This is a genomic window from Acerihabitans sp. TG2, assembly GCF_035013185.1.
In the GTDB taxonomy this organism is placed as follows: Bacteria; Pseudomonadota; Gammaproteobacteria; order Enterobacterales; family Enterobacteriaceae; genus Acerihabitans.
Genome location: NZ_JAYGJO010000033.1, coordinates 1 through 24,404 on the forward strand (window position 1 = coordinate 1; position 24,404 = coordinate 24,404).

At 52.5% G+C, this 24,404-nt stretch carries 21 protein-coding genes and 1 pseudogene; 14 read left to right on the top strand and 8 right to left on the bottom strand.

Features of this window, described 5'->3' with window-relative positions; all coding sequences use genetic code 11:
* The 3 genes and pseudogenes from SJI19_RS21250 to metB all read right to left on the bottom strand — a co-directional run.
* Positions 1 to 239, bottom strand: a pseudogene (locus tag SJI19_RS21250) (Rhs element Vgr protein); the annotation flags it as partial.
* Positions 240 to 864: 625 nt separating this feature from the next.
* On the bottom strand, positions 865 to 3,300 hold the full coding sequence (locus tag SJI19_RS21255) for a bifunctional aspartate kinase/homoserine dehydrogenase II (RefSeq protein WP_323480264.1): 2,436 nt from the start codon (positions 3,298 to 3,300) through the stop codon (positions 865 to 867).
* A 2-nt stretch (positions 3,301 to 3,302) separates the two neighbouring features.
* Positions 3,303 to 4,463, bottom strand: coding sequence for a cystathionine gamma-synthase (gene metB, locus SJI19_RS21260; protein ID WP_323480265.1), 1,161 nt, complete (start codon positions 4,461 to 4,463; stop codon positions 3,303 to 3,305).
* A 688-nt stretch (positions 4,464 to 5,151) separates the two neighbouring features.
* Here metB and metJ point away from each other — a divergent pair.
* Positions 5,152 to 5,469: a met regulon transcriptional regulator MetJ gene (gene metJ / locus SJI19_RS21265; protein WP_323480266.1), complete on the top strand. Its 318-nt coding sequence runs from the start codon at positions 5,152 to 5,154 to the stop codon at positions 5,467 to 5,469.
* Between the two features lie 106 nt (positions 5,470 to 5,575).
* Here the strand turns inward: metJ and rpmE are convergent, their stop codons facing one another.
* A complete protein-coding gene (gene rpmE / locus SJI19_RS21270) occupies positions 5,576 to 5,791 on the bottom strand; it encodes a 50S ribosomal protein L31 (RefSeq protein ID WP_323480267.1) in 216 nt (71 codons plus the stop codon).
* 202 nt (positions 5,792 to 5,993) lie between these two features.
* Between rpmE and priA the strand changes: the two genes are divergently transcribed.
* From priA to rraA, 7 genes are all read left to right on the top strand, one after another.
* Entirely contained in the window at positions 5,994 to 8,189 is a 2,196-nt protein-coding gene (gene priA, locus SJI19_RS21275; protein ID WP_323480268.1) for a primosomal protein N', read from the top strand.
* Positions 8,190 to 8,440: 251 nt separating this feature from the next.
* Positions 8,441 to 9,484 carry a DNA-binding transcriptional regulator CytR gene (gene cytR / locus SJI19_RS21280; protein ID WP_323480269.1) on the top strand — a complete coding sequence of 348 codons (1,044 nt, stop codon included), beginning with the start codon at positions 8,441 to 8,443 and terminating at the stop codon, positions 9,482 to 9,484.
* Between the two features lie 328 nt (positions 9,485 to 9,812).
* Positions 9,813 to 10,829, top strand: coding sequence for a cell division protein FtsN (gene ftsN / locus SJI19_RS21285; RefSeq protein WP_323480270.1), 1,017 nt, complete (start codon positions 9,813 to 9,815; stop codon positions 10,827 to 10,829).
* 88 nt (positions 10,830 to 10,917) lie between these two features.
* Positions 10,918 to 11,448, top strand: coding sequence for an ATP-dependent protease subunit HslV (hslV, locus tag SJI19_RS21290; protein WP_323480271.1), 531 nt, complete (start codon positions 10,918 to 10,920; stop codon positions 11,446 to 11,448).
* Between the two features lie 12 nt (positions 11,449 to 11,460).
* Positions 11,461 to 12,792, top strand: coding sequence for an HslU--HslV peptidase ATPase subunit (gene hslU / locus SJI19_RS21295; protein ID WP_323480272.1), 1,332 nt, complete (start codon positions 11,461 to 11,463; stop codon positions 12,790 to 12,792).
* Positions 12,793 to 12,882: 90 nt separating this feature from the next.
* Positions 12,883 to 13,800: a 1,4-dihydroxy-2-naphthoate polyprenyltransferase gene (locus tag SJI19_RS21300; protein WP_323480273.1), complete on the top strand. Its 918-nt coding sequence runs from the start codon at positions 12,883 to 12,885 to the stop codon at positions 13,798 to 13,800.
* 111 nt (positions 13,801 to 13,911) lie between these two features.
* On the top strand, positions 13,912 to 14,397 hold the full coding sequence (rraA, locus tag SJI19_RS21305; protein ID WP_323480274.1) for a ribonuclease E activity regulator RraA: 486 nt from the start codon (positions 13,912 to 13,914) through the stop codon (positions 14,395 to 14,397).
* A gap of 76 nt (positions 14,398 to 14,473) precedes the next feature.
* Here rraA and zapB read toward each other — a convergent pair whose 3' ends face one another.
* Positions 14,474 to 14,713, bottom strand: coding sequence for a cell division protein ZapB (gene zapB, locus SJI19_RS21310; protein WP_323480275.1), 240 nt, complete (start codon positions 14,711 to 14,713; stop codon positions 14,474 to 14,476).
* A 608-nt stretch (positions 14,714 to 15,321) separates the two neighbouring features.
* On the opposite strand from zapB, the gene SJI19_RS21315 reads away from it, so the two are divergent.
* The 6 genes from SJI19_RS21315 (at position 15,322) to tpiA (ending at position 21,340) form a co-directional block, all read left to right on the top strand.
* On the top strand, positions 15,322 to 16,170 hold the full coding sequence (locus SJI19_RS21315) for an MIP/aquaporin family protein (protein ID WP_323480276.1): 849 nt from the start codon (positions 15,322 to 15,324) through the stop codon (positions 16,168 to 16,170).
* A 39-nt stretch (positions 16,171 to 16,209) separates the two neighbouring features.
* Positions 16,210 to 17,724 (top strand): glycerol kinase GlpK, encoded by a 1,515-nt coding sequence (glpK, locus tag SJI19_RS21320; RefSeq protein ID WP_323480277.1) that lies wholly within the window; start codon positions 16,210 to 16,212, stop codon positions 17,722 to 17,724.
* A 125-nt stretch (positions 17,725 to 17,849) separates the two neighbouring features.
* Positions 17,850 to 18,860: a class II fructose-bisphosphatase gene (gene glpX / locus SJI19_RS21325; RefSeq protein ID WP_323480278.1), complete on the top strand. Its 1,011-nt coding sequence runs from the start codon at positions 17,850 to 17,852 to the stop codon at positions 18,858 to 18,860.
* Positions 18,861 to 19,072: 212 nt separating this feature from the next.
* Positions 19,073 to 19,819, top strand: coding sequence for a ferredoxin--NADP(+) reductase (gene fpr / locus SJI19_RS21330; RefSeq protein WP_323480279.1), 747 nt, complete (start codon positions 19,073 to 19,075; stop codon positions 19,817 to 19,819).
* A gap of 79 nt (positions 19,820 to 19,898) precedes the next feature.
* The gene (locus tag SJI19_RS21335; protein ID WP_323480300.1) at positions 19,899 to 20,447 is read left to right on the top strand and encodes a DUF1454 family protein; all 549 of its coding nucleotides are present in this window, start codon (positions 19,899 to 19,901) and stop codon (positions 20,445 to 20,447) included.
* A 125-nt stretch (positions 20,448 to 20,572) separates the two neighbouring features.
* A complete protein-coding gene (tpiA, locus tag SJI19_RS21340; RefSeq protein WP_323480280.1) occupies positions 20,573 to 21,340 on the top strand; it encodes a triose-phosphate isomerase in 768 nt (255 codons plus the stop codon).
* Between the two features lie 142 nt (positions 21,341 to 21,482).
* Here the strand turns inward: tpiA and rbsR are convergent, their stop codons facing one another.
* The 3 genes from rbsR to rbsB all read right to left on the bottom strand — a co-directional run bounded on the left by rbsR (position 21,483) and on the right by rbsB (position 24,388).
* Positions 21,483 to 22,493 (bottom strand): ribose operon transcriptional repressor RbsR, encoded by a 1,011-nt coding sequence (rbsR, locus tag SJI19_RS21345; RefSeq protein ID WP_323480281.1) that lies wholly within the window; start codon positions 22,491 to 22,493, stop codon positions 21,483 to 21,485.
* Positions 22,494 to 22,501: 8 nt separating this feature from the next.
* Positions 22,502 to 23,422: a ribokinase gene (gene rbsK, locus SJI19_RS21350; protein ID WP_323480282.1), complete on the bottom strand. Its 921-nt coding sequence runs from the start codon at positions 23,420 to 23,422 to the stop codon at positions 22,502 to 22,504.
* Between the two features lie 78 nt (positions 23,423 to 23,500).
* Positions 23,501 to 24,388, bottom strand: coding sequence for a ribose ABC transporter substrate-binding protein RbsB (gene rbsB, locus SJI19_RS21355; protein ID WP_323480283.1), 888 nt, complete (start codon positions 24,386 to 24,388; stop codon positions 23,501 to 23,503).
* Between the last annotated feature and the right edge of the window lie 16 nt (positions 24,389 to 24,404).

Consider the following 24,404-nt stretch of genomic DNA (forward strand, 5'->3'; position numbering starts at 1 on the left):
CGGGTGATCACCCCATGTACCACCTTATTATCCCTCATTGAAAAACTGGCGTACTTCATCAGGACCTGTTCAGGGCGAATAGTGTGCTGCGGGGTAGTGAATTCAATACGCCATGAGAAGGGGCGGCTCAGGCATTCGGTGCCACGAAAGCGCAGTACCTCAGGCGTTACCGGGCTGTCATTGATATCAAGGGCATAACGAGAGTGAGAAATGTTGCCTGCTGTTGGATCCGTCAACATAGTGCCATCCTGAAGGTAATTATCCAGCCATATCCGACAGAAAAAAAGCCTTTCTTGTCTCGGGGCATTGTCTTCAAATCAAGCAGGAAAAGCAAGGAATTATCAATATATAGTCTTTAAAATCAAATACATGGATAATATAAAAATTAGCTAGCAAACGATTCAGAAAGTGTCGTGAGATGAGTACCAAGTGCGCAAGGATACTTTGCCTGCGACGACAGGCGCATTGCGGTTGACCCCGTCATCCGTTGCCACAACAGTGCCCCTGCACCGGGCAGGTAGGGTAGATTGAGTCATGAGAGGAGTACCAGAAATGGATGATCGGTTAAAACCGTCATCGGTGGTCGGATTGGGACGAAACATGCACAATGACAACCTGAAGGATGACGGGCCTACCCTAACTAATTCGCGTTACAGCAAGGCGGCAACGCAGTGAACCCCCAGGAGCTTACATCAGTAAAAGACTGGGGTGAGCGACAAATCTGTCGGGAGCAGATTTGAACGCTGCTTGCAGCAGCCCCGCAGCGGCGAGGCTCATGGATGAGCCGAGTAACAAAGCCAACGCAGCTGCAACGTGAAGTATGACGGGTATCGACCTCTGGCGGAATAAAGGCCCGCCACACTATCAGAGTAGCTGCGCCAACCGATTCAAATCCGATTGAATCGCACCGGCGGTAACATCCCTGCCCGCACCGGGTCCTCGGATCACCAGCGGATTATCACGATACCAACGACTCTCAATGGCGAATACGTTGTCGCATGGCAGGAGTGCCGCCAAAGGATGCTCCTGGCGAACCGCTTCCACGCCGACCCTGGCTTTGCCATTGGCATCGAAGCGCGCCACATAACGCAACACCAGCCCCATTTCATTCGCGGCTTCCAAGCGTTGTATCATTTGCTGATTCAATGCGTCGCCTTCTTCAAAAAACTGGTCCACCGTGCCCAGGATGCTCTCAGAGGAGACCAAAGACTCTACACGCACCTGATCTGGCTCAATCTCATACCCTGCTTCACGCGCCAAAATGACCAATTTGCGCATCACATCCTGGCCGGATAAGTCTACCCGGGGATCGGGTTCGGTCAATCCCTGCTGCCAGGCCTGCTCCACCAGTTCAGTAAAGGGGACGGTGCCGTCGAACTGTAAAAACAACCAGGATAACGTGCCGGAAAATATGCCGCTGATGGAGAGGATGCTATCACCGCTATCGCGCAAATCCCGAACGGTATGATTCACCGGCAGCCCGGCGCCCACGGTGGCATTGTATAACCAATGACGGCCGGTTTTGGCAAATGCATCGCGAATTTGACGGTAATTATCACCACTGGACGCACCAGCCAACTTATTGGCGCTGATGACATGGAAACCATAACTGGCAAAATCCAGATAACGATCGGCCAGCTCCGTGCTAGCGGTAACGTCCAGCACCACCAGATCATCATAAGGATGGGCACGCATCCATAAAAACAGCTCGTCTGAATCTTGCTCGATGGACTCATCTTCAAAAAATGCCAGCGCCCGGCTAGCATTAAGACCATCGTAACTCAGCAGGCTGCGCTGACTGTCCACCACGCCACTGAGGATGAATTCGAAGCCGGTACGCGCAGAGAGGCTCTCCTGTTCCCGGGCAAAAAGCTCCAGCCAGCGTGAACCGATATTGCCTTTGCCAAACAGCACCAGGCCGATTTGCTTCTCGGCGCGAAACAGCGACGTGTGTAATCCCTGGACCACATGTTCTGTGGGTCCAACGCGCAACACCGCCACCAGACTAATGCCGTCTTCCGCCTGCCAAAAAAACTCCACCGGCTGGTACTTCAATTGCTGATAAAAGCGATGACAATGCAGCGGATTTTTGGTCACACCCGCGCCTACCATGGCCACTAAAACCAAACCTTCACGTAAGCGAAGCTGGCCGGGCAGTGCTGACTGCTGGAGCGTTTGGAAAACGCTGTTAACCACTTCTGAGGTATAGCACAGTTGCAACAGGCGCCGGTCCCGATGAATCCCTACCGCCAGGGGCTTGATTTGTGCGCGTTTTAGTGCCAGATCCATGTCTTTTTGTACCTGGCTAAAATCGTGCGACGCTTCGACGGTCAGCTCTATCAAACAGACATCATCGTGGCTGGTGACAATTTTAGCGCCGGTACCGGACGCCAGCACCCGTTCGATCCGGGTAGAACCCTGCTCAGGTTGGTAACTGCAACGCAAGAGCAAGTCGATATCACTGCCGGAAACCGGCTGTAGCGTGCGGGTGTGCAATACCGGCGCTGCCAGGCGCGCCAGTTCACTGGCTTCATCGAGGCGTAGCAAGGGTAACAGGCAGGCATCTTTCACTTTGCGAGGGTCGGCGCTGTAAACGCCCGCGACATCACTCCATATGGTCACTCGCGACACGCCGGCCAAAGCACCAATTTGCGTAGCGGAATAATCGCTGCCGTTACGCCCCAGCAATACGGTCTCTCCCGCCTGGTTGCGGCAGATAAAACCGGTAACCACCAGGTATTTATCGGGATATTTGGCCAAAATTCCTTGTAATAACGGCCAGGATAGCGCTTCGTCAACCTGCGGCTGGGCTGCATATTCCGCCCGGAGAAAATCCCGGGCATCAAGCCAGATTGCGTCGAGATCCCGGCTGCGAAGCAGTGCAGCCATCAAGCGTGCCGACCATATTTCCCCATGGCCGACCACCTGCGCATACACGGCATCAGACATGGGGCCGTCAAGCAGTACCGCGAGTCGTTCCAAATCGCTAATAAATTCCACCATCATCAACTCGGCCAACTCCGGCGCCAGTAAACCAGAAAACAACTGCTGCTGGTAACGGCGCAAGGCTTGCTGCACCTGATGTGCGGAAAGGCGATCGGTCTGGCTGAGTTTTAACCAGCTGATAAGCTGATTGGTGGTAGAACCGGCGGCTGAAACCACCATTAAATCGCCGGGCTGGCTGTACTCAGCCATGATCCCCGCCACCCGTTGATAACATTTCACATCAGCCAAACTGCTGCCGCCGAATTTATGTAGTTGCCTACCGGCCGGGCGCACTGTTGTTCCTAAAGCACTCATGACTACCTCTTTGCCGCCGCCTGGAAAGCGTGTTCCAGATCGTCGATTAAATCTTCGCTATCCTCAATTCCCACCGATACACGCAACAACGTCTCGGAGATACCGGCAGCGACGCGCGCCTCTGGTGCCATGCCGGCGTGGGTCATGGTAGCCGCATGCGAGATCAGACTTTCTACCCCGCCAAGAGATTCAGCCAGGGTAAATAACTCCAGGTGGGAAAGAAAACGCCGTAACTGCGGCTCATCACCATTGAGTTCAAAACTTAGCATGGCGCCAAACCCCTTTTGCTGCCGACAGGCAATCTCATGGCCAGGGTTCTCGGGCAATCCGGGATAATACAGTTTTTTCACTAGCGGTTGCTGTTGTAGATACTTCACTATTTCCAGTGCGTTGCTTTGCTGCTGACGAATACGGGGAGCCAGAGTACGGATACCACGCAACAACAGGTAACTATCAAAGGCCGCGCCGGTGACGCCGATATTATTCGCCCACCAGGCAAGCTCTGTAGCCACGGCGGCATCCTTGGCAATTGCCGTACCGGCCACCACATCTGAATGGCCGTTAAGGTATTTGGTACAGGAGTGCACCACGATATCGGCACCTAAGAGCAGGGGTTGCTGAAGCGCCGGACTCATAAAGGTGTTGTCCACCACGCAAATGGCGCCCGTTTGGTGGGCTTCACGGCAAATGGCTGCGATATCTACGACTCTCAACAGTGGATTGCTGGGAGTTTCAATCAGCACTAATTTCGGTTTTTCAGCCAACGCCGCGCTTAATGCACATGCATCGCCCTGATCAACAAAAATAACCCGATATGCGCCACGTTTACTGAGACTATCGAATAGACGATAACTTCCGCCGTAACAGTCATGAGGCGCAACCAACAGGTCACCCGGCTGTAAAAAGACCGTACAGACAAGATGGATTGCCGACATGCCACTACTGGTCATCACTGCGCCCGCACCACCTTCCAGCTCTGCCAGAGCCCGCTGCACAACATCACGAGTCGGGTTTCCGCGTCGCGAGTAGTCATGGGCGCGCGGCTGGTTAAATTCGGTAAAATTATACGTACTGGAAAGCGAGATTGGGGGAACGACACAGCCGAACTGTTCATCACCATTTAACCCGCTGCGAACTGCAATAGTGGCCTGCTTGCGCGTCATGTATCCGCATCCTGACTGTTTGTGAAAAGTGGAGGTGAAAGAGTAAACCGCCCAACGATAGACGTCAATACATCTGGACATCTAAACTTCTTTGCGTATAGATTGAGCAATGCTTTAATAACAGTTAAAATTATGCGGGTTTTAAGTGTTAAAATCTAACTTCCTTTTACCCTTGTCGGTTGGTTTGGTCGAGAGTGGGGCAATACGAAAAGCTTATACCCCAAATAAACCGGCTGGAGGTAGAGAGAACGGTGTCGTTACGGCATAATCAGCCTGTTTGAACATATTATATATCCGGTAGATGTCGAGTTGCGCTAAGGCGGCAAGAAAAGAACGCGGAGCTTACTCAAAAAAGTGATTCGGGTGAACGAGTGTAGCCAACGCGCCTGCAGCTTGAAAGATGACGGGTATAGCCCTATAGCTTTCGAGTTGCAGGAAGGCGGCAAGCGAATGAACCCCGATGAGCTTACTCCAGTAAGTGATTCGGGTGAACGAGTGTAGCCAACGCGCCTGCAGCTTGAAAGATGACGGGTATGACCCTATAGCTTTCGAGTTGCAGGAAGGCGGCAAGCGAATGAACCCCGATGAGCTTACTCAAGTAAGTGATTCGGGTGAACGAGTGTAGCCAACGCACCTGCAGCTTGAAAGATGACGGGTATATTCATTTAATGAGAGATTAAGGTATCCCATGGCGGAATGGAAAGGTGAATATGTCAGCCCTTATGCTGAACACGGTAAAAAAAGTGAGCAGGTTAAAAAAATTACGGTATCCATTCCGCTAAAGGTTCTGAAGATCCTTACCGATGAAAGAACCCGGCGGCAGGTTAATAATTTGCGCCATGCCACCAACAGCGAGCTGCTTTGCGAAGCCTTCTTGCATGCTTTTACCGGCCAGCCGCTTCCCGATGATAATGATCTTCGTAAAGAGCGCAGCGATGAAATTCCGGAAGTCGCTAAGGAAATGATGCGTGAGATGGGCATAAACCCGGATACCTGGGAATATTAGGTCTGGGTGATGTGGCGTTGGCTTAAAGAAACGCGCCGGTCAGAAGGATAACGCGTAGAAATGATAAAGGGCGCCAACGGCGCCCTTTATTTCATCGGCAGGACAATTATTTTTTAGCACTTGGAATACTGAAACGTTTGTTAAAGCGATCCACACGTCCGCCGGTGTCAGCAACACGCTGTTTACCAGTATAGAACGGGTGGCATGCGCCGCAAACGTCCAGATTTATGTCGTGGCCCAGCGTTGAGTGGGTCTTGATAATATTACCGCAAGAACAGGTCGCAGTAATTTCTACGTATTTCGGATGGATATCTTTTTTCATGGAAAACCTCGTCGTAAGGCCGCGTCGCTATCCAGTCTTCTTCCGCCGGACACCACGCGAAGGGAGTTATATTTCTTTGATATCGAATTACATCAAAGGCGGCGAATCATACAGAATGCCACCCGTCTTTGCAAACACATCCGTGCAAAGATAGCGGCACAGTGTACACTATCAGCGCAATTTTTTCATTCTGGATGCTCCAATGCCTGTTGTTCACGTTGCGCTACCGGTGCCCTTGGCACGGACGTTCGACTATCTGTTGCCCGAACATATGCAGCCCGCGGTAGGCGGGAGGGTTCGCGTGCCGTTCGGCCAGCGCCATGCCATTGGCATCGTTACCGGTATCAGCGCGCAAAGCGAACTCTCGCCGGATAAGCTCAAAACCGTCGCCGAGGTGATTGACGGGCACTCACTATTTCCGGACAGCCTATGGCGTATCCTGAATTGGGCTATCGGTTATTACCATTATCCAGTGGGTGAAGTGCTGTTCCATGCACTACCGGTATTAATCCGCCAGGGCAAGGCCGCCGAGATGACGCCACTGTGGCAATGGTTCGCCACCGAGCTTGGACGGGTTACGGCACTCGATACCCTTAAGCGCGCACCAAAACAACAACAAGCCTTGGCCGCCTTGCTGCAGGGGCCGCTCTACCGCCATCAGGTCGTCGAGCATATGCTGACAGAAACTGCGCTACAGGCACTGCGTGCCAAAGGGTTGACCGAGTTGCGTTCCAGCCAGCCGGCCGGTCATGATTGGCGTGAGAGCTATCGGGTAGAAGGCGAAAGGTTACGTTTAAACACGGAACAAGCCACTGCCGTAGGCGCCATACACAGTGAGGAGGAGCAGTTTACCGCTTGGCTGTTGGCCGGCGTTACCGGTTCGGGCAAAACAGAAGTGTATCTGACAGCACTGGAAAACATCCTGGCAAAGGGCAAGCAAGCGCTGGTTCTGGTACCGGAAATCGGTCTCACACCACAGACCATTGCCCGCTTTCGCGAACGTTTTCACGCGCCAATAGAGGTACTGCACTCCGGCCTTAACGATAGCGAACGATTGGCGGTTTGGCTAAAAGCGCGTAGCGGCGAGGTGGCCATTGTCATCGGCACCCGTTCGGCATTGTTCACACCCTTTGCCCGACTGGGGATCATCATCATAGACGAAGAGCATGATAGCTCTTACAAGCAACATGAGGGCTGGCGTTATCATGCTCGGGACCTGGCGGTATTCCGTGCCAGGGAGGAAAATATACCCATAGTGCTGGGATCGGCGACCCCTGCACTGGAAACGCTTTATAACGTCGCGCAGAAAAAATACCGCAATCTTACGCTGGGTAAACGTGCGGGCAACGCCCGGCCGGCGACGCAGCAGCTACAGGACCTAAAAGGCTTGGCACTCACCAATGGTATGTCCCAACCGCTGCTGAAAAAAATGCGGACCCATCTTAACGCCGGCAACCAGGTTATGTTGTTTCTCAACCGGCGAGGATTTGCGCCGGCGTTACTTTGCCATGAATGCGGCTGGATAGCCGAATGCCCGCGTTGCGACCATTTTTATACCATCCACCAGCAGCAGCGGCTGATGCGCTGTCACCATTGTGATAGCCAACGACCCATACCTAACCAATGTCCGCAATGTGGGTCAACCCAACTGGTGCCTGTGGGTCTGGGTACCGAGCAGTTGGAGGAGACGCTGACAACGCTGTTTCCCGATATCCCCATCACCCGCATCGATCGGGATACTACCGCGAGAAAAGGCGCCCTGGAACATCACCTGGCTCAAATAAATAAGGGCGGCGCGCGTATTCTGGTCGGCACGCAAATGCTGGCCAAAGGACATCATTTCCCTGATGTCACATTGGTTTCACTCTTGGATGTCGATGGTGCCCTTTTTTCCGCCGATTTTCGCTCCGCAGAACGCTTTGCTCAATTATATACCCAAGTCTCCGGCCGTTCCGGCCGCGCCGGCAAGCAGGGAGAGGTGATGTTGCAAACTCATCATCCGGATCACCCCTTACTGCAGATTTTGTTGCACGAAGGCTATATGGCATTTGCTCAGCAGGCCCTCGCCGAACGCCAAGCGGTATCGTTACCGCCGTTTACCAGCCATATCCTGTTTCGTGCAGAAGATCATGATAATCAGCAGGCGATGCAATTTTTAGAGCGTTTGCGCCAGCTATTGGATGCCAGCCCGCTGCGCGACGAGGCAACATGGTTGATGGGGCCCATCCCGGCATTGCAACCTAAGCGCGGCGGCCGTTTTCGCTGGCAACTGCTCATTCAGCATCCTTCCCGTGGACAGTTACAACGCTTGGTTGCCGCGAGTTTACCGCTGGTGGGCACGCTGACCCAGGCGCGAAAAGTGAAATGGTCACTCGATGTGGATCCCACCGATATCTGATTATGGCTTTATCTCCGCCTGTTTTGCGCTCGTCATCCCGAACATGGCCAAATGTAGTATAAGACCACCGGCAAGGTCGCTACAGTAATGGGCAAGGTGATTCACAGTGCGGGAGCCGTCACGATGGAACCTGAAAATGGCTGACTCGGGGGTTGAAACGTCATTCGTTGACGACACCCGTTTAGCAACCTGGGCTGTGACCTTAGGGAAAGTGCGATTTTGTCAGTATTGCCCTGACGCCAGGAGAAAAAGTGGAACAGAAAAAAGCTGCGGTCGTGGCAACAATGAAAGATGTGGCGGATAAAGCTGGCGTATCAACCGCAACGGTATCTCGTGCATTAATGAATCCGGAAAAAGTTTCCGCCCTGACCCGGCAAAAAGTCCAGCGTGCCGTTCACCTCGTCGGTTATTGTGCGCAGACCATAGGCCGTCAATCAAAACGTCACGACACTCATACTCTGTTGGCCGCAGTGCCGGATATTGGTGATCCTTTTTTTTCCGGTATACTGCGCGGCATAGAGGAAACCGCCGATGAACAAGGCTATTTGGTACTGGTTATCGACTATGCCCATCAGTTGTCCGCTAAAAAAAGCTTTTGTGAACTGTTCGGTGCACGACAGATAGATGGTGTACTGCTGCTTGGCTCTGATCCTCCGTTCAATATTGATAAAACCGAACAACAGAACTTACCGCCGATGGTGATGATCAATGAATTTGTCCCCGAGCTACAGTTACCCACGGTGCATATCGACAACCTCACTGCCGCCTATGATGCGGTGGACTATTTGGTCGGGCTGGGCCATCGCCGTATTGGCTTTATTAGTGGGCCGGCGCATCAGATGCTTTGCCAATATCGTCTACAGGGGTATATTCAAGCCATTAGTCGCCATGGGATTGCACCGGACGAGCAACTGGTGTTCCGGGGTAAAGCCTCTTTCCAGACCGGTGCTGCAGGGCTTAACGCATTAATTTCGCGCGCCTGTCCGCCGACTGCTATCTTCTGTCACAATGATATCATAGCCTTTGGTGCCCTCTCTCAGGCCAGAAAAAACGGCTTGGGCGTACCGGCGGATATTTCTCTGGTTGGCTTTGATGATATTGCGTTCGCGCATTTTTGCGATCCACCGCTGACTACCGTGGCGCAGCCAAGTTATCAACTTGGACGCGAAGCCTTGTTATTACTGTTACGGCAGGTTAGACAGCAGGTCGTGGGCAGCACCTCTTTATTATTGGAAAGTAAATTGATTGTCCGGGGCAGTACCTCTATTCCCCCTATAAAAACCTATACCCAATAGATTTCGGGCCGCAGGTAGGCGGCAAGCAAGAGAACCCCGATGAGCTTACTCTAGTAAGTGATTCGGGTGAACGCGCGTAGCCAACGCCCCTGCGACTCGAAATATGACGGGTAGACCCAATAGATTTCGGGCCGCAGGTAGGCGGCAAGCAAGAGAACCCCGATGAGCTTACTCTAGTAAGTGATTCGGGTGAACGCGCGTAGCCAACGCCCCTGCGGCTCGAAATATAATGGGGATGATGCGCTTTAGGATTGTATGCGCTAGTCAAATATCATTGCCTTCAGTAACATGACTGGCTGATTACTTTCTCAAACTTAGCGAAACGATAGTGGCACAAAGAGACTATGTAGGCCGAGGCAAGACAAGCACCCGGCGCAAAAAAACCAACAGTCGAAAAAAACGCACGTCTTCCGGTATATCAAAAACCATGATTGCATTGGCGGTTGCGGTATTGATTACCTTTATTGGCGGTCTCTATTTTATCGCCCACAATAAATCGGAAGAAGCGGTGATCCTGCCAAGTCATGGTAGCCACACGACTAATGGACTGCCGCCAAAACCGGAAGAACGCTGGCGTTATATTAAAGAACTGGAGAATCGTCAGATTGGTGTGCAAAGCCCTACGGAACCCACCGCAGGCGGCGAAGTACAAACCCCAGCCCAATTAACGGATGAGCAGCGTCAATTGCTTGAACAAATGCAGGCGGATATGCGCCAGCAACCGATACACCTCAATGAGGTACCTTATAACGATCAGGTGAAAAGCTCGGTCGCCAACCATGCCCATCAGCAAAATACGCTACCGGTGACACAATCACGTCAAGCAACCGCGGCGCCAGTGACACCACGTCCGGTATTCTCCGCGCCTGCAGTACGCCAGGCACCGACCGTCCAGCCGCCGCCGCACCATGCACCAGCCACTCAACAGGTTCAGCAACAGCCGCGCCAGGTACCAGCCACCCAACAGGTTCAGCAACAGCCGCGTCAGGCACCAGCCACCCAACAGGTTCAGCAACAGCCGCGTCAGGCACCGGTTACAACGATACAGCCGACAGCACCGGCGAAAGCACAGGCGCACGCCGAACCTAAAACCGAATCCAAGACGGATAAAGAAAAATCCCAACACTGGGCGATACAATGTGGTTCGTTTAAATCCATAGATCAGGCGGAGTCCGTGCGCGCTCGGCTGGCTTTTGGCGGCATTGAAAGCCGAATCGCCACCAGCGGCGGCTGGAATCGCGTGATGGTCGGCTCTTACGCTGTGCGTGCCAGCGCGGACAAATCGCTGCAAAATCTGAAAGGCGCGGGGGTATCAAATTGTATCCCTATCGCTTCCGGGGGTTGAAAAACCTCCACCCTCGCCCCATTTATTAATTCAATATGCCCCATACTTGTGATGGGGCGCTTCTTATTTGTCTACCGGAGGGTTGCTCGTGACAACAATCGTAAGCGTACGCCGCAATGGCCATGTAGTCATTGGCGGTGATGGACAGGCCACTCTGGGTAACACCATTATGAAGGGCAACGTGCAAAAAGTGCGTAGCCTGTATCAAGACAAAGTTATCGCAGGTTTTGCCGGTGGTACCGCTGACGCATTTACGCTATTTGAATTATTTGAGCGTAAATTGGAGATGCATCAGGGACATCTAAAAAAAGCGGCTGTTGAATTGGCCAAGGACTGGCGCACCGATCGTATGCTGCGTAAATTGGAAGCGTTGCTGGCGGTGGCGGATGAAACCGCATCACTGATCATCACGGGTAATGGCGATGTAATCCAGCCGGAAAACGATCTGATTGCCATTGGCTCCGGGGGGCCGTACGCCCAATCCGCTGCGCGGGCGCTATTGGAAAACACCGAGTTTAGCGCACGGGAAATCGTGGCGAAATCGTTGGAAATTGCGGCGGATATTTGCATTTACACCAACCATTTCCATACTATCAAAGAATTGAATTACGAAGCGTAAGGACGCCTAAATATGTCTGAAATGACCCCACGCGAAATCGTTAGCGAACTCGACGACTATATTATCGGGCAACACAATGCGAAGCGCGCCGTGGCTATCGCGCTGCGTAATCGTTGGCGTCGCATGCAGCTCAACGAGACACTGCGCCACGAAGTGACGCCTAAAAATATTCTGATGATTGGGCCGACCGGCGTCGGTAAAACCGAAATCGCCCGGCGCCTGGCAAAATTGGCCAACGCACCTTTCATCAAAGTTGAAGCGACAAAATTCACCGAAGTGGGATATGTCGGCAAGGAAGTGGACTCCATCATCCGTGATCTGACCGATGCGGCGATAAAAATAGTTCGCTTGCAGTCGATGGATAAAAACCGCCAGCGTGCTGAAGAGTTAGCGGAAGAACGGGTGCTCGATGTACTGATTCCGCCAGCCAAAAACAACTGGGGCCAGCCAGAGGAACCCGTTGAACCTTCAGCTGCACGCCAGACTTTCCGTAAAAAGCTGCGGGAAGGTCAGTTGGACGATAAGGAAATTGAGATTAATTTGGCCGCCACACCAATGGGGGTTGAAATCATGGCGCCTCCCGGCATGGAGGAAATGACCAACCAACTGCAATCCATGTTTAAAAACCTGGCTGGCCAAAAACAAAACCCACGTAAAATAAAGATCAAGGAAGCGCTGAAGCTGCTGGTGGAAGAAGAAGCCGCCAAACTGGTGAATCCGGAAGAGCTAAAGGAACTGGCCATCGAAGCCGTTGAACAACACGGTATTGTTTTTATCGATGAGATCGACAAAATATGTAAACGTGGCGAAACCTCCGGACCTGATGTCTCCCGGGAAGGGGTGCAGCGGGATTTGCTGCCATTGGTGGAAGGTTGTACCGTCTCGACTAAGCACGGCATGGTTAAAACCGACCATATCCTGTTTATTGCTTCCGGCGCGTTTCAGGTGTCCAAACCCTCCGACCTGATCCCGGAATTGCAAGGGCGTTTACCGATTCGTGTCGAGCTTCAGGCCCTCACCACCGATGACTTCGAACGTATCCTGACCGAACCCAGCGCTTCGCTGACTATTCAGTATAAAGCGCTGATGGCCACCGAGGGTGTCAATATCGAGTTCACCACCGAGGGTATCCGCCGGATCGCGGAGGCGGCCTGGCAGGTTAACGAGCGCACCGAAAACATTGGTGCTCGCCGCTTACATACGGTTTTGGAGCGTCTTATGGAAGATATTTCCTACGATGCCAGTGAATGGGATGGTAAAACTATCTCAATTGATGCAGATTATGTTCGTAGTCATCTGGATGAGTTAGTATCTGATGAAGATTTGAGCCGATTTATCCTGTAGTCGATACTGGGATAAGCGACATCCGAAATGGGGGGCTCCGGCCTCCTTTTTTTTACCTAAACCGGGTATAGATGAATAGATTTATCAATTATGAGTGAAACCGCTACCCTCAGTCCGACTAAAGCCTGGATGATTAGCCTACGTCTACGCACGTTGCCGCTGGCCCTAGCCTCCATTGTCACCGGTTCGGCGATAGCCGGTTGGCAAGGACACTTCAAACCCGGCGTCGCTCTGCTGGCGCTACTCACTGCCGCCCTGTTGCAAATTCTCTCTAATTTGGCCAATGATTATGGCGATGCCGTCAAGGGCAGTGACGAACAGGGGCGTATCGGGCCATTGCGTGGCATGCAGTTGGGCATAATTTCCCGCGAAAAAATGAAGTTTGCACTGATTATCGCCATTAGCCTATCGCTGCTATCCGGTGCTGCGCTCATCGCCCTCGCCTGCGAAAAACCAACGGATATACTCGGGTTTCTGGTGCTGGGAGTACTATCGATTATCGCTGCCATCACCTACACCATGGGGACTCGGCCTTACGGTTATATGGGGCTCGGCGATCTGTCGGTGCTGGTCTTTTTTGGCTGGCTCAGCGTTGGCGGCAGTTATTATTTACAGACTGGGGCCTTCCAGCTCATGGTTATGCTACCGGCGAGTGCGTGCGGACTTCTGGCCGCTGCGGTACTGAATATCAACAATCTGCGCGATATTGAAACCGATCGTCAAAATGGCAAAAATACGTTGGCGGTCAGACTCGGACCAGAGTGGGCGCGATATTACCATGCTTTTTTGCTCTTGGGCGCGGTGATCTGCCTGGCGCTATTCACCTTGCTTGAGCGACGCAATCTGGTCGGTTGGTTGTTTATGCTGGCCGTACCCGCACTCTATATGCAAGCGCGTTTTGTCCTGCATGAGACCAATCCATCAGGCATTCGACCCATGCTGGAAAAAACCGTAAAATGCGCGCTTCTGGTTAATATTTTGTTTGCTGTAGGCCTGCTCTTTAGCTGATTTCTCGCGTCTGGTTTTCTGATGCGCATCAAGTTAACAATTGATGATTTTGGCAACTGATGCAAGAACGCGATATACTCCGATTTCCAGCGGCAAACCGACGTAAATCCTATGAAATACGATACCTCAGAACTGTGCGACATTTATCATGAAGACGTGAATGTTGTTGAGCCTCTCTTTAGCAATTTTGGCGGGAGGACATCATTTGGCGGGCAGATCATTACCGTGAAATGCTTCGAGGATAATGGTTTGCTTTACGACTTACTCGAGGAGAACGGGCTTGGCCGGGTGCTAGTGATTGACGGCGGTGGTTCGGTTCGACGCGCGCTGATCAACGCCGAGCTGGGTGCCTTGGCCGCGCAAAATGAGTGGGAAGGGATTGTAGTCTACGGCGCGGTACGCCAGGTAGACGACCTGGAAGAGCTAGATTTAGGCATCCAAGCCATGGCCGCCACACCGGCCGGCGCAGCGAGTGAAGGTATTGGCGAAAGCGATATTCGGGTCAACTTTGGCGGAGTGACCTTTTTCTCCGGTGACCATCTTTACGCTGACAATACCGGGATTATTCTATCCGAAGAGCCGCTCGATTTGGAATAATTCATCAACGGAACCCACGGGGCGATCTAACATTGCCCCATGGGTTCGTTGCGTGCATGGTAGACCTGAATGGGTATTAGACTTCTTCCATCTTGCTAAGTAATGCGTGTAAACGCTCCTGCCATACACCCTGCTCTTGCTTCAACTGCTCATTTTCGTTAACCAGGGTTTCACGATTACTGTTTGCTTGCTGAAGCTCTTGGGCTAGGCCGTTGTTCTTCTCTTTCAATTCTTCAATTTCCATTTGCAAAAGCGTTATCGTATCAATTGCCTGTTGTACTTTCGCTTCCAATTTCTCAAATACTTCAAAAGCCATTTCAGCCCCCTTAAGCCTACAAGGTGTCATTGTGAATGTGAGCAATACCCGCCATTTTTCGATTTGCCGGGACCTTGGCTAGGCTCGAACACGACTCACTTACTGAAGTAAGTTCATCTCCGTTCTCCCGCTTGCCGCCTTCCTGCAATGAAAATCTATTGGGTATACATCATTCGCGCCCTACGCAATCTGCCATGCATGTGACAAATACCGTGGATATCTAGCCCGAGGATGGATTTTAAGTAGCCTATCCCCGAGTGTCCAGCCGCAATCGCCCAAAGGGTCGAATGAGGTGGTTATTGTACGCTATCACGTCATGGCGCAGCGTAAAGTTTTGTTTTCGATGCCGGTGTAAATAGTGTGGATTAACAATAATTGTTAACGAATCATGATAACCAGAGCACAGACTGAGACCGTTTATCGTCCTAGAATAAGCGTATTCGCTCATTTTTATGACGAAGTGCACACAATTTGATTTCGATATTTCTCGTTTTTGCTCGTTAACGATAAATTAACAACATACCTACATTATTATATCGGTTAGATATGTTTCGGTAAGCGGACGTTACATCTGACATAACCTCACATTCCGCCAGCAGGAAAAAATTATGAGCCAACAAAAGAAACCAACGTTAAAAGGCCAATGCATAGCTGAGTTCCTTGGTACCGGTCTGCTGATTTTTTTCGGTGCGGGCTGTGTCGCCGCACTGAAATTGGCAGGGGCAAGCTTTGGCCAATGGGAAATCAGTATCATTTGGGGCCTGGGCGTCGCGATGGCGATTTACCTCACCGCCGCCGTTTCCGGTGCCCACCTCAATCCTGCCGTTTCAATCGCTCTGTGGCTGTTCGCCAGTTTTGAACGCCACAAAGTCATACCCTATATTATCGCCCAGATGTTAGGCGCGTTTTGCGCCGCCGCCCTGGTCTATGCCTTGTACTATAATCTGTTTATTGACGTCGAACAGGCCAGCCACATGGTTCGTGGCAGTGTGGAAAGCCTGCAATTGGCGGGGATATTCTCTACCTATCCGAATCCGCATATCTCCGTTTTACAGGCATTTTTTGTGGAAACAACCATTGCCGCCATCTTGTTATGCCTGATTTTGGCCCTGACTGATGATGGTAACGGTATCCCCAGAGGTCCTTTGGCACCGCTGCTGATCGGCATACTGATCGCGGTAATCGGCGCATCCATGGGACCGTTAACCGGCTTCGCCCTTAACCCCGCACGAGACTTCGGCCCGAAAGTTTTCGCTTTCCTGGCTGGCTGGGGCAAAGTCGCGTTTACCGGCGGCCGTGAAATTCCTTATTTCCTGGTGCCTTTGATTGCGCCTGTGGTCGGAGGCTGTTTGGGTGCCTACATCTATCGGGCGCTTATTTCTCCTTACCTGCCATCCGATGTACTGGAAGACGGTATGGAAGAGACCCATCGGGCCGAATCTGAACACAAGGCTTAATTCTCATCGTGTAACCTACAACTTTTTCAGGATAATATTATGTCATCAGAAAAAAAATACATTGTGGCTCTGGACCAGGGAACCACCAGCTCGCGGGCTATCGTCATGGATCATGACGCCAATATTATTAGCGTTTCCCAGCGTGAATTTACCCAAATCTACCCCAAACCAGGCTGGGTAGAGCATGACCCGATGGAGATTTGGGCTTCGCAAAGCTCAACGCTGGTAGAAGCGTTGGCCAAAGCCGATATCCGCTCAGACCAAATTGCCGGCATCGGGATTACCAACCAGCGCGAAACTGCGGTGGTATGGGACAAAGAGACCGGAAAACCGGTTTATAATGCCATCGTCTGGCAGTGCCGTCGCACGTCGGACATGTGTGAAAGGCTCAAAGAGGACGGACTGGAAGAATATGTCCGACAGACCACTGGGCTGGTTATCGACCCCTATTTTTCGGGTACCAAAGTTAAATGGATTCTGGATAACGTTGAGGGTGCCAGAGAGCGAGCCGAGCGTGGTGAGCTGCTTTTCGGCACCATTGATACGTGGCTTATTTGGCGTATGACTCAAGGCCGGGTACATGTTACCGACTATACCAACGCCTCGCGTACCATGATGTTTGATATCCATAAACTGGAATGGGACGATAAGTTACTGAAAATTTTAGGTGTGCCTCGGTCCATGTTGCCATCGGTTCGCCCCTCATCGGAAATTTACGGCGAGACCAATATCGGTGGTAAGGGTGGTACCCGTATTCCGATCGCCGGTATCGCCGGTGACCAGCAGGCAGCACTTTACGGCCAGCTCTGCGTTCAGCCCGGTATGGCCAAAAATACCTATGGCACCGGCTGCTTCCTGTTGATGAATACCGGCACCGAGGCGGTACAATCAAAACACGGCCTGCTTACCACTATTGCCTGCGGTCCACGTGGCGAGGTGAATTATGCGTTGGAAGGTGCGGTGTTCGTCGCCGGGGCGGCGATTCAATGGCTGCGTGACGAAATGAAATTGATCAGCGATGCCGACGATTCCGAGTATTTTGCCGGCAAAGTCAAGGATACCAACGGAGTCTATGTGGTGCCGGCGTTCACTGGCCTTGGCGCGCCCTATTGGGACCCCTATGCGCGTGGTGCTATTTTCGGCCTGACCCGCGGAGTGAACTCCAACCATATTATTCGCGCCACCCTTGAATCCATCGCCTTCCAGACGCGCGATCTGCTGGACGCCATGCAAGCAGACTCTGGTGCTAGGTTACAATCTTTACGGGTTGACGGCGGTGCGGTGGCCAATAATTTCCTGATGCAATTCCAATCCGATATTTTGGGAACCCGAGTGGAACGTCCATTAGTCAGGGAAGTGACCGCGTTGGGAGCGGCTTACCTGGCCGGCCTGGCGGTAGGCTATTGGACCGATCTGGAAGAAGTTCGCAGTAAAGCCGTGATTGAACGTGAATTCAAGCCCAGCATTGAAACGGTGGAACGCAATGTTCGTTATCGCGGCTGGCAGAAAGCAGTTGAGCGTGCTCGTTCATGGGAAGAACGCTCAGACCAGTAATGTTGGCCTGAGCCGGTTTAACAACGAGATAGACCTTCCGGACGGTTCCTACCGTCCGGAAGTGTTGTTGGTTGTGGTAAACTTTGCAGCAAACTTCTCTTACTGTTAAAACGCAAGGTTTAGCCATGAAACGTGAATTAGCCATTGAGTTCTCCCGGGTTACCGAAGCCGCCGCGCTGGCAGGATATAGCTGGCTTGGCCGCGGTGATAAAAACGCCGCCGACAATGCCGCGGTACAGGCCATGCGTATCATGCTTAACCAGATAGGCATCGACGGTCGTATTGTCATTGGTGAAGGCGAAATCGACGACGCGCCTATGCTCTACATTGGCGAGGCGGTAGGTACCGGCCAAGGCGATGCAGTGGATATTGCAGTTGATCCCATTGAAGGCACACGGATGACGGCAGCGGGCCAAGCCAATGCCCTGGCGGTCCTGGCGGTCGGTGAAAAAGGCGCTTTTCTGCATGCCCCTGATATGTATATGGAAAAATTGGTGGTCGGCCCCGACGCCAAAGGTGCTATCGATCTCGCGCTGCCGCTGGCGGAGAATCTGCATAACATTGCCCGCAGGCTCAATAAACCCTTAACGCAACTTACCGTAGCCATCTTGGCCAAACCTCGTCATGACGATTGCATCGCCGAACTTCAACGCCTGGGCGTACGCGTGTTTACCGTGCCCGATGGTGATGTAGCCGCCTCCATTTTGACCTGTATGCCGGATAACGAGGTTGATGTTATGTATGGCATCGGCGGCGCACCGGAAGGCGTGATTTCCGCGGCGGTCATTAGGGCAATGGACGGTGACATGCAAGGCCGGTTATTACCCCGTGACCAGGTGAAAGGGGATAATGAAGATAATCGGCGCATTGGCGCTGAGGAACTGGCCCGCTGTGCCGCGATGGGCATTGCCGCCAACACCGTACTGCGGCTCGATGATATGGCCCGCAACGACAACGTCATTTTTTCCGCCACCGGGATTACCAAAGGTGACCTACTCAATGGGATTACCCGTAACGGAAACATTGCCACGACGGAAACCTTGCTGATCCGTGGTAACAGCCGCACCATCCGCCGCATCACCGCCATCCATTATCTTGATCGAAAAGATCCAGCCTTGCATCCGTTTATTCTGTGAATCTTGGTTCGGGCGATGACACGGGTGTACTGTGTTCGAACGTAACCCACACACCTACGGCCTGAAAGATGTCGGGGTGACGGCTGCCCGTACTGGCAGCGTTGGTTGATTTAGCTGATAATGGTTTTGCCATCATCAGCCGCTGTGACAGAGTGGGGAATCATTTGCCGGTCAAAGTATCGGCTGGAAAGCACTAGGGGGAAGAGATCGTTATGGCCGAATGGGTGAACGGGAAAGTCATACATGTGGAACACTGGACTGAAAGTTTATTCAGTCTAACCGTCAAGGCACCGGTCGATTCTTTTACCGCCGGGCAGTTTGCCAAACTGGGTTTGGAAGTTAACGGCGAGCGCGTGCAGCGGGCGTACTCATATGTAAACGCGCCGAGCAATGACAACCTTGAATTTTATCTGGTTACCGTGCCCGAGGGTAAGCTTAGCCCGCCGCTGCATGAATTGACCCCGGGAGATACATTGATGATAACCAAAGAAGCCTCCGGCTTTTTTGTGCTTGATGAGATCCCCGAATGCGACACGTTGTGGATGCTGGCGACAGGTACCGCCTTGGGTCCATTTTTGTCGATTTTGCAACAAGGTGAGCGGCTGAATCGGTTCAAAGATATTGTACTGGTTCACGCGGCGCGTTTTGAACGGGATCTCAGCTACCTACCGCTGATGCTTGAATTACAGCAACGCTATAACGGCAAGCTTCATATACAAACCGTGGTAAGCCGCGAAGAGGTTGCCGGCTCGCTAAGCGGTCGTGTGCCGGCGCTGATTGCCGATGGTTCGCTGGAAGCGGCGGTGAGTTTGCCGTTAAATGCCCAGACCTGCCATGTTATGCTGTGCGGTAACCCACAAATGGTACGCGATACTCAGCAAATATTAAAAGAAACCCGTGAAATGCGTAAACATTTGCGCCGCAAGCCAGGCCATATTACCAGCGAACATTATTGGTAACGCTCATCGGAACCGTAGCCGAACCCTCCGCCCAAGGACATCTCAGGCCGTGAAGATAAACGTGTTCTTAGCGACTGCGTTGCTCAGCACCTTCTCCACCTTTGCTGCAGCCGTGTCACCAGCGAATCCGCCTTCCCCTGCACCTTACTTGGTGGCAGGGGCGCCAACCTTTGATCTGACTATTGTTAAATTTCGTGAAAGATACAATAGCCACAATCCACAACTGCCCATCGGCGAGTTCCGCTCCATCGACAGCCACGACGAAACGATAAATCTCACCCGGGCCGCCAGTAAAATAAATGACACTCTTTACGCATCGACCGCGCTGGAAAAGGGCAGCGGAAAAATAAAAACCCTACAGTTAACCTATCTGCCGGTGGAAGGCAGTGGTGAAAAAGCGGCGCGCGCCGTTGCCATCGCTTATATGGCAGCGCTAGTGCGTGAGTTTGAACCGACGCTTGGTCTGGAACAAAGCCGGGCACGGGTCATCGATCTCCTGGCAAAAGGACGGGGGTCGCGGTTTTTTCAGTACCTGGGGGGGGCGATCCGCTACGTCGTCGCGGATAACAGTGATAAAAGTCTCACTTTTGCCGTCGAGCCAATCAAGTTGGCAATGTCTGAACCTTGATCGGCACTGGTTATGACAAAAAACAAAGCCACCAAGGCGCTTTCTCTCTATACTGACAGCAGGTCATACTGTCTGAAAAGACGGTCAATTTTTTTATTTCGCGTTCCCTGATTGGAGATTATAAGATGCGACATCCGTTAGTGATGGGTAACTGGAAACTCAATGGTAGCAAACATTTAGTTAACGATTTGATCGCCGCACTGCGCAGTGAATTGAGCGGCGTAGTGGGCTGTGGCGTGGCTATCGCGCCGCCGGTCATGTATCTGGACCAGGCCAAGCACGCGCTGGCTGGCAGCCAGTTGGCACTGGGCGCCCAAAACGTGGACACCAACCTGTCCGGTGCGTTTACTGGTGAAGTTTCCGCCAATATGCTTAAGGATATCGGTGCGAAATATATTATCATCGGCCACTCTGAGCGTCGTACGTATCATAAAGAAAGCGATGAGTTTATCGCTGAGAAATTTGCCGTACTCAAAGAAGCTGGGCTGATCCCCGTACTGTGTATCGGTGAAAGCGAAGCTGAAAACGCCGCAGGCCAGACCGAAGCCGTATGCGCACGTCAGCTTGATGCGGTATTAAATACCATGGGCGCCAAAGCGTTTGAAAACACCGTCGTCGCCTATGAACCCATCTGGGCCATCGGTACCGGCAAATCCGCCACGCCGGCCCAAGCCCAGGCGGTGCATAAATTCATCCGCGGCCATATCGCCAAACATGACGCCGCCATTGCCGAACAAGTTATTATTCAGTACGGTGGCTCGGTTAATGCCAGCAACGCAGCTGAACTGTTCACCCAGCCGGACATCGATGGCGCGCTGGTGGGTGGCGCTTCGCTAAAAGCCGATGCCTTCGCAGTGATCGTCAAAGCTGCGGCAGCAGCCCAAAAAGCCTGATATCAGCTGGCTAGACATGCCGGAAACCCCAGGGGTTCCGGTGAGTTTGATGACAAAGCCGTGCTAGCGGGCACGTTTGTCAGCAGTCTGACCGGAAACCTTGTGGTTTCCGGTTTTTTTTGTGCGATTCCCTATCCGACGATCAGTCGCCCTCATAACGACCCACCGAGGCGCGATCCACCAGCTCAGGGGTCAATACCAGCACCTGTGGCTGGGTATCGGGATGCTGTAACCGATAGATGAGCGTATCGATAGCCAACTCTCCCAACGAGTCCTTTGGCTGATTGATTGTGGTTAACGGCGGCGTAAGATATTTAGCCAGTTCGATGTCGTCATAGCCGATCACCGCCATATCCTTGGGTACCGATAGCCCACTTTGAAACAGTGCCAGGTAAACACCTACCGCCGCAGCATCATTACCAGTGAACACCGCATGAGGCGGATGAGGCAAAGCTAATAACTGCTGCATTGCGGTGACGCCGCTGCCAAATTCAAAATCACTGAATACCTCATAGCCGGCCGGAATAGCCAAACCGGCGCGCTGCATGGCCAGACGAAAACCCTCCAGGCGATGGCGCGCGGTAGTTTTGTTCTGCGGGCCGGCAATACAGGCTATTTTGGTGTAACCACGGGAAATTAAATGTTCGGTGGCCAGGCAGCCGCCCAACAATGAATTATCTTGAATGATGTCCAGCGCATCGGCAAACGGTGTCCAGTCCATCATCACAATGGGTAATGACGGATAGCGGCGTAACGCCAAACGAGAAGGCTGGTTATTTTCGGTACACATGATGAGCAAACCGTCCACACGCTTTTGCAGCAACGTTTCCATGCTGCGGCTCATGCGGTCGGCATCTTCCTCGGTATTGCACAAAATCAGGCTATAGCCACGCTCATAACAGCTGCGCTCTACGCCATGGACCACTTCGGCATAAAAAGGATTATTACTGGAGGTGATCAACATCCCAATGGTATGGGTTTGGTTGATTTTCAGGCTACGGGCAAGGGCCGAGGGAGCATAGTTCAACTGTTCCACCACCGCCAGAACTTTATCGCGCACCGTATCACTAACAAAACGATTATTGTTGATGACGTGCGACACTGTTGAGGTGGAAACACCCGCCAAGCGGGCGACATCTTTCATGGTGGCCAAAACTGCTCCTAACCCTGCAAAAAAGCATCAATTTCATCACGCCACGGAATCGACGGCTGGGCACCTGGACGGGTGACGGCTATCGCCGCCGCCGCATGGGCGAACTGAACGGCATTATCCATATCCTTACCCTCAAGTAACGCGGTCATCAACGCGCCATTGAAGGTATCCCCGGCAGCGATAGTGTCAACCGCCTTAACCTTAAATCCCGGCACCCGTTTTCCGTGGCCCCGTTCGCTAAGCCATACCCCACGGCTACCAAGGGTAATAATGACCGTCGTTATTCCTTTTTGGTGCAGTATCTGTGCGGCCTGTGCGGCAGCGGCATCATCACTGATATTTACGCCGGTAAGGCGCTCCGCTTCGGTTTCATTCGGCGTGATGATATCCACCAATGCCAGTAATTCATCGGGTAATTGCCGGGCCGGGGCTGGATTGAGTATCACCTGGGTCTGATGATCCCGCGCCAACTTCGCGGCGGCAATGACAGTCTCTAGGGGGGACTCAAGCTGCATCAGCAGCGCGGTAGCGTCAATGACCGATTGCTGGCAACGCACCAGATAATCCGGCGTTACCGCGGCGTTAGCCCCAGGATCGATACCGATCATATTTTCACCGTCGCCGTTGACAAAAATCAGCGCCACGCCGGTCGTCGTGCCCGCCGCCTGTTGCACGGCGTTAATGTTAACATTGTCTGATTGCAACTGAACACGAATACGCTCACCGATATCATCTTCACCCACGCAGGCAATAAAGTCGATATTTGCCCCACTACGCCCCGCCGCCACCGCCTGATTGGCACCTTTACCGCCAAACGCTACCCGATAATGCTTGCCGACCAGCGTTTCGCCAGGGCGGGGGAATTGTTCAAGGTTGAGAATATGATCTGCATTGATACTACCAAGAACCACTAGCTTATTCATTCCCATCGCCTTTATCCTGATTAAACGCGTTATTGCCTGATAACAGGAAATAACGCATGGACAAATTATCGATCTCGATCGACGTTATTTTGTGACCAATTTCAGGGCGACAGGGATAACCGCGTCAACCTTTTGACCCTTTAGGATTTTATCGGCAGTTTCAACACCGATAATCCCGATCTGCTCAGGCTGCTGAGCCACGGTAGCAGCAAGCCGGCCACTCTGTACCGCCTTGATGCCATCAGCGGTACCATCAAAGCCCACCACCAGCACATTGGTTTTGTTCACCGTTTGCAGTGCGCGCATGGCACCAAGCGCCATCTCATCGTTTTGTGCGAATACCGCCTGCACATCCGGATGCGCGGTCAGCAGGTTTTGCATCACGTTCAGTCCCTTGGTCCGGTCAAAATCAGCGGGCTGGCTCGCCAGCATGGTGAATTTATACTGGTCTGCCGCCTGCTTGAAACCATCTCCGCGTTCACGCGCCACGGACGTCCCGGCGATACCTTCAAGTTCGATGACCTTGGTATTTTTTCCCAGTTTCTGGCCGATAAAATCACCGGCCATCTTGCCGCCCACCCGATTGTCCGAGGCGATATGACTCACCACTACCCCTTTATTGGCCTTGCGATCCAGGGTTATTACCGGGATTTTCGCCTGATTGGCCAGCATCACCGCGTTACCTACCGCATCAGAATCGCTGGGATTGATCAGCATCAGCTTAACGCCCCGAACCGTCAAATCCTGCACGTTCGCCAACTCCTTGGCTGGATTGTTTTGTGAATCCAGGACCACCAGCTGGTAACCCAGCTTATTGGCTTCTTTCTGTGCTCCGTCTTTCATGGAAACAAAGAACGGGTTATTTAGCGTCGAGACCACCAGCGCGATACTGTCTTTTGCCAGTGCGTTGGCACTTAAGGTGGCGCTTAACGCGAGGGTAGACATCAACATGACCAATTTTTTCATTTTCATCTTTATCATTCCTGCG

Bases quoted from the DNA above. Each gene is read 5' to 3' on its own strand.
- metB (WP_323480265.1), bottom strand. From the start codon at position 4,463: ATGACGCGCAAGCAGGCCACTATTGCAGTTCGCAGCGGGTTAAATGGT.
- SJI19_RS21255 (WP_323480264.1), bottom strand. From the start codon at position 3,300: ATGAGTGCTTTAGGAACAACAGTGCGCCCGGCCGGTAGGCAACTACAT.
- rbsK (WP_323480282.1), bottom strand. From the start codon at position 23,422: ATGGGAATGAATAAGCTAGTGGTTCTTGGTAGTATCAATGCAGATCAT.
- fpr (WP_323480279.1), top strand. From the start codon at position 19,073: ATGGCCGAATGGGTGAACGGGAAAGTCATACATGTGGAACACTGGACT.
- SJI19_RS21300 (WP_323480273.1), top strand. From the start codon at position 12,883: ATGAGTGAAACCGCTACCCTCAGTCCGACTAAAGCCTGGATGATTAGC.
- metJ (WP_323480266.1), top strand. From the start codon at position 5,152: ATGGCGGAATGGAAAGGTGAATATGTCAGCCCTTATGCTGAACACGGT.
- rraA (WP_323480274.1), top strand. From the start codon at position 13,912: ATGAAATACGATACCTCAGAACTGTGCGACATTTATCATGAAGACGTG.
- glpK (WP_323480277.1), top strand. From the start codon at position 16,210: ATGTCATCAGAAAAAAAATACATTGTGGCTCTGGACCAGGGAACCACC.
- tpiA (WP_323480280.1), top strand. From the start codon at position 20,573: ATGCGACATCCGTTAGTGATGGGTAACTGGAAACTCAATGGTAGCAAA.
- rbsB (WP_323480283.1), bottom strand. From the start codon at position 24,388: ATGAAAATGAAAAAATTGGTCATGTTGATGTCTACCCTCGCGTTAAGC.
- zapB (WP_323480275.1), bottom strand. From the start codon at position 14,713: ATGGCTTTTGAAGTATTTGAGAAATTGGAAGCGAAAGTACAACAGGCA.
- hslU (WP_323480272.1), top strand. From the start codon at position 11,461: ATGTCTGAAATGACCCCACGCGAAATCGTTAGCGAACTCGACGACTAT.
- rpmE (WP_323480267.1), bottom strand. From the start codon at position 5,791: ATGAAAAAAGATATCCATCCGAAATACGTAGAAATTACTGCGACCTGT.
- priA (WP_323480268.1), top strand. From the start codon at position 5,994: ATGCCTGTTGTTCACGTTGCGCTACCGGTGCCCTTGGCACGGACGTTC.
- glpX (WP_323480278.1), top strand. From the start codon at position 17,850: ATGAAACGTGAATTAGCCATTGAGTTCTCCCGGGTTACCGAAGCCGCC.
- SJI19_RS21315 (WP_323480276.1), top strand. From the start codon at position 15,322: ATGAGCCAACAAAAGAAACCAACGTTAAAAGGCCAATGCATAGCTGAG.